The sequence below is a fragment of the Trinickia sp. genome, assembly GCF_051953955.1.
Lineage (GTDB): Bacteria > Pseudomonadota > Gammaproteobacteria > Burkholderiales > Burkholderiaceae > Trinickia.
Genome location: NZ_JBQCIF010000101.1, coordinates 1 through 6536, shown reverse-complemented (window position 1 = coordinate 6536; position 6536 = coordinate 1). Strand labels below are relative to the sequence as shown.

Genomic DNA, 6536 nt, shown 5'->3' with positions numbered 1-6536 from the left:
GAAAACGCACGAGCGCGTTCTCGCTCGTCTCGCCCTCGCGCATCGGCGTGAGCGGCGTCACCGGCACGAGCAAGCCGTTGCGGCGCACGATCTCGCGCTCATGCGCGTAATAGATCGAGGGCAGCTCCAAGCCTTCGCGCGCGATGTACTGCCACACGTCCAGCTCGGTCCAGTTCGAGATCGGGAACACGCGCAGGTGCTCGCCTTTGTGCAGCCGCGCGTTGAACAGGCTCCACAGTTCCGGGCGCTGCGCCTTCGGATCCCACTGGCCGAATTCGTCGCGAAACGAGAAGATGCGCTCCTTGGCGCGCGCCTTCTCTTCATCGCGGCGCGCCCCGCCGATCATCGCCGTGAAGCCGTGCGCCTCGATCGTCTCGAGCAGCGTCACCGCTTGCGCGGCATTGCGCGAATCGGTCTCGCGGCGCAGCCGCACCGTGCCGCGCTTGATCGAATCCTCGACATGGCCCACGACCAGCTGCGCGCCGATCTGCGCCGCGCGGCGATCGCGAAACTCGATCACTTCCGGATAGTTGTGCCCCGTGTCGATGTGCACGAGCGGAAAGGGCAGCGCCGTCTTGCGGTTCGCGCCGAGCCCGAACGCCTTCAGCGCCAGGTGCAGCACCACGACCGAATCCTTGCCGCCCGAGAACAGCAGTGCCGGCTTGGCGCACTCGGCCACGAGTTCGCGCAGGATGTGGATCGACTCGGCTTCTAGCCAGTCGAGGTGGTCCATGCGGGTCGCACTGACCGTGAGCGGGGTCGTCGCGGAAGGTTCGAGAATCGTGCTCATATTTGACGGTTTCCTATCGTTTGTCCGTGGGCCTCGCAAAGCGAGGCGGCCACGACATTCGGATACTGCATATGCTGCTGGCAATTGCCGCCACCGCGTCGGACTCAGGCCGAAGCCGGCGTCGGCGTAGCGTTCGGCGCAAATTGAATGGTCGACGTGGTGACGTGCAGCCCGCACTCCTTCGAGTCGCGAGACTCCCACCACCAGCGGCCCGCCCGGCTGTCCTCGCCGGGGCGAACCGCGCGCGTGCACGGCTCGCAGCCGATGCTCGGATAGCCGCGCGCATGCAGCGGGTTGACGGGCACGTCGTACATCGCGAGGTAGGCCCAAACCTCGCCTTCGCTCCAATCCGCAAGCGGATTGTATTTGGCGATGTTACGCGCCGCGTCGTGCTCCTCCTCGTGAAGCTCCGCGCGCGTGACCGACTGCTCGCGGCGCTGGCCCGTCACCCACGCTTCGACGCCGGCCAGCGCGCGATTCAGCGGTTCGACCTTGCGAATCTCGCAGCAGCGCTTGCGCAACTCGACGCTTTCATAGAAGGCGTTCAGGCCATGCGCCTTCGCGTACGCTTCGACGGCGTCGGCTTGCGGATGAAACTGCTCGATCTCGTAGCCGTAACGCTCGCGAACGCGATCGATCATGCCGAGCGTCTCGGCATGCAAACGGCCCGTGTTGAGCGAAAAAATGCCGATCGCCGCGGCGCGCGACAAGATCGCGTGCGTCAGCACCATGTCCTCCGCCGCCAAGCTGCTCGCCAGCTTGATGCGCGCGTGACGCTTCGCGATCTCGTCGATGAACGCATGCAGCCGCTCGATCTTCGCTTCGAAGGCTGCATCGACGGGCGCAGCCGCCGGGGTCCGGTCCTGGCTCATGCGGATTGCTCCGATTCGAGCGCCGCACGGCGGCGGAACAGCGGTTGCGGCGTATCGAACGCGCCTTGGTATTTGACCGAGAACTCGTCGAACGCGCGCAGCGCATCGTGAATGTCTTTGTCGGCCCGCACGGCGTAGGCATCGAAGCCGCAGCGGAACATGAAGTTCAGTTGATCGCGCAGCACGTCGCCGATCGCGCGCAGTTCGCCGCGCCAGCCGTAGCGCTCGCGCAGTAAGCGGGCCGTGCTATAGCCGCGGCCGTCGCGGAATACGGGGAAATCGACGCCGATCAGCGAGATCTTGTCGAAATCGGCGGCAAGTTCGCCCGGTTCGTCGTCGGGCGCGAGCCACACGCCGAGATCGGCGGCCGTGCGCGTCGCGACGAGCGCATCGCGCGACGTCTTCCAGAGCGCAAAGGGCACGAGCACGCGGCCGGCGGGCAGCGCATCGGCCGCCGGCAACGTGCCGTCTTCGGATGCGCGCACGACCGTCCAGTCGTCACGGACCACGGAGCGATTCTTGATAATCGAAGTCATCTGCAAATATCCCTCTTCGCCCAGCGGTTACGCGTGCGCCGGCTGGCGCGAGGCGTAGACGCGTTCCTTGAACGGCGCCACGCCGATTCGATTGAAAGTGTCGATGAAACGCTCGCCGTTCAATCGGTTTTCGACGAACGTATCGATCACCTTGCTCATGACGTCGGGCATTTCCTCGGCAGCGAACGACGGACCGATCACGCGGCCGAGGCGCGCGCCGGTCGCGCTCGTGCCCTGCTCACCGCCGAGCGTCACCTGGTACCACTCGGAGCCGTCCTTGTCGACGCCGAGAATCCCGATGTTGCCCACGTGGTGATGCCCGCACGAATTGATGCACCCCGAAATGTTCAGCGACAGGTCGCCCAGATCGTAAACGTAGTCTAGATCGTCGAAACGGTCCTGGATCGCCTGAGCGATCGGCAGCGATTTCGCATTCGCGAGCGAGCAGAAATCGCCGCCCGGGCACGCGATGAGATCGGTCAGCAAGCCCAGATTCGGCGTGGCGAAGCCCTGCTTCTTCGCTTCTTCCCAGAGCGCGAACAGATCGCGCTTGCGCACGTCGGCAAGAATCAGGTTCTGCTCGTGCGACACGCGCACTTCGCCGAACGAGTATTTGTCCGCCCAATCGGCAACCGCTTCCATCTGCTCGGCCGTCGCATCGCCGGGCGCACCCTTTGCCGGCTTCAACGAAAGCGTGACCGCGGCGTAGCCGGGCACGCGGTGCGGGCGCATGTTGCGCTCGATCCAGCGCGCGAACGCACGATTCTCGAGCAGATGCTTTTCGAACGACGCGTCGGTATCCGACAGCTTTTCGTAAGCATGCGGCGCGAAATGGCGCGCGACGCGATCGAATTCCGCTTGCGTCAGCGTCGAGGGGCCGTCCTTCAGGTGTTGCCATTCCTCTTCGACTTGCTGCGCGAATTTCTCGGGGCCGAGCGCCTTCACGAGAATCTTGATCCGTGCCTTGAACAGATTGTCGCGGCGGCCGAAACGGTTATAGACGCGCAGCACTGCTTCGCAGTACGTCAGAAGATGCTGCCAGGGCAGGTTTTCGCGGATGATCGAGCCGAGGATCGGCGTGCGGCCGAGGCCGCCGCCCGCGAGGATCGCGCAGACGATTTCGCCCGCGTCGTTCTTCGACAGATAGACGCCCAGATCGTGGATCTGCACGGCGACGCGGTCTTCCTTCGACGAGCAGACGGCGATCTTGAACTTGCGCGGCAGCCAGCTGAATTCGGGGTGGAACGTCGACCATTGGCGCAGGATTTCGGCCCACGGACGCGGATCGATGATCTCATCGGGCGCCACGCCGGCGAATTGATCGGCCGTGATGTTGCGGATGTCGTTGCCCGACGTTTGGATTCCGTGCATCTGAACGGTCGCGAGGTCCGCCAGCAGATCGGGCGTGTCCTCGAGCTTGATCCAGTTGTACTGGATGTTCGTGCGGGTCGAGAAGTGGCCGTAGCCGCGGTCGTACTTGCGCGCGATGTGCGCGAGCATGCGCAACTGATCGGTGCGCAGATTGCCGTACGGAATCGCGATGCGGTGCATGTAGGCGTGACGCTGCATGTACAAGCCGTTCTGCAGCCGCAACGGGCGGAACTCATCCTCGCTCAATTCGCCCGACAAGCGGCGGCGGACTTGGTCGCGGTACTGTGCGACGCGCTCGTCGACGATGGTCTGGTCGTACTGATCGTATTGATACATTCGGGGACCCCAAGTTGTGTCGCGCCGCGTCCGGCGCCCGAATCGCTATCCACGCACGCGGCAGGCCACCGTTCAGACCGACCTGTCATGTGCTAATGACGAAAACAGCTATGCATATTGAAAAACGTGGGTCGATCGTAATAAACTGGCCTTATATTTCAAACGACTAAAAAATTCTTTCCTTATGTCGCCAGGGTTATAAATGAACCTGCACCAATTTAGATTCGTGCGCGAGGCGGTCCGGCAGAACTTCAATCTGACGGAAGCCGCCAAGGCGCTGTACACGTCGCAGCCGGGCGTTTCGAAGGCGATCATCGAGCTCGAGGACGAGCTGGGCGTCGAGATCTTCACGCGTCACGGCAAGCGCGTGCGGTCGCTGACGGAGCCCGGCCGGATCATCCTCGCCTCGGTCGAGCGGATCTTGCAGGAAGTCGAAAGCCTGAAGCGCGTGGGCAAGGACTTCGCTGCGCAGGACCAGGGCAACCTCGTGATCGCCGCGACGCACACGCAGGCGCGCTACTCGCTGCCCGGCGCGATCGCCGAGTTCAAGAAGCGGTTTCCGAAAGTCCATCTATCGATTCTGCAGGGGAGCCCTACGCAGGTCGCCGAGATGGTCATGCACGATCACGCCGACGTCGCCGTGGCGACGGAAGCCATTTCGTCCTACAAGGAACTCGTCTCCCTGCCCTGCTTCCAGTGGCACCACGTCGCCATCATGCCGGCCGATCATCCGCTGCTGCAGCGCAAGCAGCTTTCGTTGGAGGATCTGGCGCAGTACCCGCTGATTACGTACGACAACGCGTTCGCCGGCCGCACGAAGATCAACCAGGCATTTTCGCTGCGCGGTCTCGCACCCGACATCGTGCTCGAGGCGATCGACGCCGACGTCATCAAGACTTACGTGGAACTGGGCCTGGGCGTGGGGATCATGGCCGACATCGCGTTCAACGCCGAGCGCGACCGTCATTTGCGCGCGATGCCGGTCGGGCACTTGTTCGGCAGCAACCTCACGCGAGTCGCGCTCAAGCAAGGCGCCTATCTGCGCAGTTATGTCTATACGCTCGTGGAGCTGCTTTCGCCGACCCTGAACCGCAAGCTGATCGAGCAGGCGCTCAAGGGTGAGCACGAGAATTACGAGCTTTGAGCCGAACTTGGTACGCCGAACTTGGCAGCCCGGCCCCGGCGGGGAATGCGCCGTCTTGGCCGCGCCGATCTTTCTCACTGAATCAAGCAAACGAACCCTAGGAGATCTTGCATGGCGTTGACCGCTTCCATGCGCCGCGCGCTTGCGCTCGCCGCGTTTGCGCTCGCTTGTGCGGCGCAGGCCGATCCCGCGCGGGCCGACATCAAAGTCGGCGTCGATCTGTCTTCGACGGGCCCCGCCGCCGTCATCGGCATCACGAGCAAGAATGCGATGCTGATGTGGCCCAAGACGATCGCCGGGCAGCCGGCGCAGTATATTTTCCTCGACGACAGCTCCGACCCGGGCACGGCCGTGCGCAACATCGACAAACTGATCCACGAGGATCACGTCGACGTCATCGTCGGCCCCAACGTAACGCCGGCAGCGCTGGCCGCGCTCGATCCGGTGGCCGAGTCGCATACGCCGATGATCACGCTCGTGGGCGCGGGCATCGTCGTCGAGCCGCAGGCCGGCCCCCGTGTCTGGGCGTTCAAGATGGCGGCGAGCGACAGTGCATTGGCCGACGTCATGACGCGCTACATGTCGAATCACGGCGTGAAGACGGTCGGGTTCATCGGTTTCGCAGACAGCTATGGCGACAGCTGGCTCGCGGCGTTCTCGACGTTTGCGAAGCTGCGCCACATTTCGATCGTCGCGACCGAGCGCTACAACCGCACCGATTCGAGCGTCACGGGCCAAGTCCTCAAGCTGATGGCGGCCAAGCCGGACGCGATCCTCGTCGCGGGCGCCGGCACGCCGGCCGTGCTGCCGCAGCGCGAGCTCGTCGAACGCGGTTTCAGGGGGCCCATTTACCAGACGCACGGCATTGCGACGCCGGCGTTCGTCAAGCTCGGCGGCAAGGACGTGGAGGGCACGCTGTTTCCCACGCAGCCGGCCATCGTCGCGCGCACGCTGCCGGCCGACCATCCGTCGAAAAAGGAGGCGTTGTCGTTCGTCAACACATATGAGGCGAAATACGGCGCCGGTAGCGTCACGCAGTTCGCCGCCGATGCGGCCGGCGTTTATCCGCGCTTGAACGATGCCGTCTCTCGGGCCCTGAAGACGGCGCAACCCGGCACCAAGGCGTTTCGTGAAGCACTGCGCACCGCCCTCGAGCAGGCTCATGAGGTCGTCGTGCCGAATGGCGTCGTCAACACGAGCGCGAGCGATCACGTCGGGCTCGACCAGCGTGCGGGCGTGATGGGGACGATCAGGGGCGGCAAGTTCGTGTATCTGAGCCAATGAGGCATGGGCGGCCGCGACCCGAAACAGTCCGGCGGCCTAGCAGCTCTAGCTTGTCAAGCGACGCGATTTCTGACACAATCGCGCTCTTCCGTTCGGTGCCCTACGGCGCCGGCGAATGCCCGGGTGGTGAAACAGGTAGACGCAGGGGACTCAAAATCCCCCGCCGCAAGGCGTGTCGGTTCGAGTCCGACCCCGGGCACCAA

The 6536-nt window shown here is 64.1% G+C and carries 6 protein-coding genes and 1 tRNA gene; 3 read left to right on the top strand and 4 right to left on the bottom strand.

What is annotated here, in order from left to right; genetic code table 11:
- The 4 genes from cysD to ACTHNZ_RS19375 form a co-directional block, all read right to left on the bottom strand.
- The coding region (cysD, locus tag ACTHNZ_RS19390) for a sulfate adenylyltransferase subunit CysD (RefSeq protein ID WP_440544190.1) at positions 1-790 on the bottom strand (790 nt) is incomplete at its 3' end.
- A gap of 104 nt (positions 791-894) precedes the next feature.
- Positions 895-1662, bottom strand: coding sequence for a phosphoadenylyl-sulfate reductase (locus ACTHNZ_RS19385; RefSeq protein ID WP_440544189.1), 768 nt, complete (start codon positions 1660-1662; stop codon positions 895-897).
- The gene (locus tag ACTHNZ_RS19380; protein WP_440544188.1) at positions 1659-2198 is read right to left on the bottom strand and encodes a DUF934 domain-containing protein; all 540 of its coding nucleotides are present in this window, start codon (positions 2196-2198) and stop codon (positions 1659-1661) included. Before ACTHNZ_RS19380 ends, ACTHNZ_RS19385 begins: the two co-directional genes overlap by 4 nt.
- 27 nt (positions 2199-2225) lie before the next feature.
- Positions 2226-3905, bottom strand: a complete 1680-nt coding sequence (locus tag ACTHNZ_RS19375) for a nitrite/sulfite reductase (RefSeq protein ID WP_440544187.1) — start codon at positions 3903-3905, stop codon at positions 2226-2228.
- A 202-nt stretch (positions 3906-4107) separates the two neighbouring features.
- Here ACTHNZ_RS19375 and ACTHNZ_RS19370 point away from each other — a divergent pair, with 202 nt between their 5' ends.
- The 3 genes from ACTHNZ_RS19370 to ACTHNZ_RS19360 all read left to right on the top strand — a co-directional run bounded on the left by ACTHNZ_RS19370 (position 4108) and on the right by ACTHNZ_RS19360 (position 6535).
- On the top strand, positions 4108-5049 hold the full coding sequence (locus ACTHNZ_RS19370; protein ID WP_440544186.1) for a CysB family HTH-type transcriptional regulator: 942 nt from the start codon (positions 4108-4110) through the stop codon (positions 5047-5049).
- 129 nt (positions 5050-5178) lie between these two features.
- Positions 5179-6333: an ABC transporter substrate-binding protein gene (locus ACTHNZ_RS19365; protein ID WP_440544191.1), complete on the top strand. Its 1155-nt coding sequence runs from the start codon at positions 5179-5181 to the stop codon at positions 6331-6333.
- A 117-nt stretch (positions 6334-6450) separates the two neighbouring features.
- Positions 6451-6535 (top strand) — tRNA-Leu (locus ACTHNZ_RS19360).
- The last annotated feature ends 1 nt before the right edge of the window (position 6536 follow it).

What these genes read in the sequence shown, in the direction of transcription:
- ACTHNZ_RS19385 (WP_440544189.1), bottom strand. Translation starts at nt 1,662, where the DNA reads ATGAGCCAGGACCGGACCCCGGCGGCTGCGCCCGTCGATGCAGCCTTC.
- ACTHNZ_RS19380 (WP_440544188.1), bottom strand. Translation starts at nt 2,198, where the DNA reads ATGACTTCGATTATCAAGAATCGCTCCGTGGTCCGTGACGACTGGACG.
- ACTHNZ_RS19375 (WP_440544187.1), bottom strand. Translation starts at nt 3,905, where the DNA reads ATGTATCAATACGATCAGTACGACCAGACCATCGTCGACGAGCGCGTC.
- ACTHNZ_RS19370 (WP_440544186.1), top strand. Translation starts at nt 4,108, where the DNA reads ATGAACCTGCACCAATTTAGATTCGTGCGCGAGGCGGTCCGGCAGAAC.
- ACTHNZ_RS19365 (WP_440544191.1), top strand. Translation starts at nt 5,179, where the DNA reads ATGCGCCGCGCGCTTGCGCTCGCCGCGTTTGCGCTCGCTTGTGCGGCG.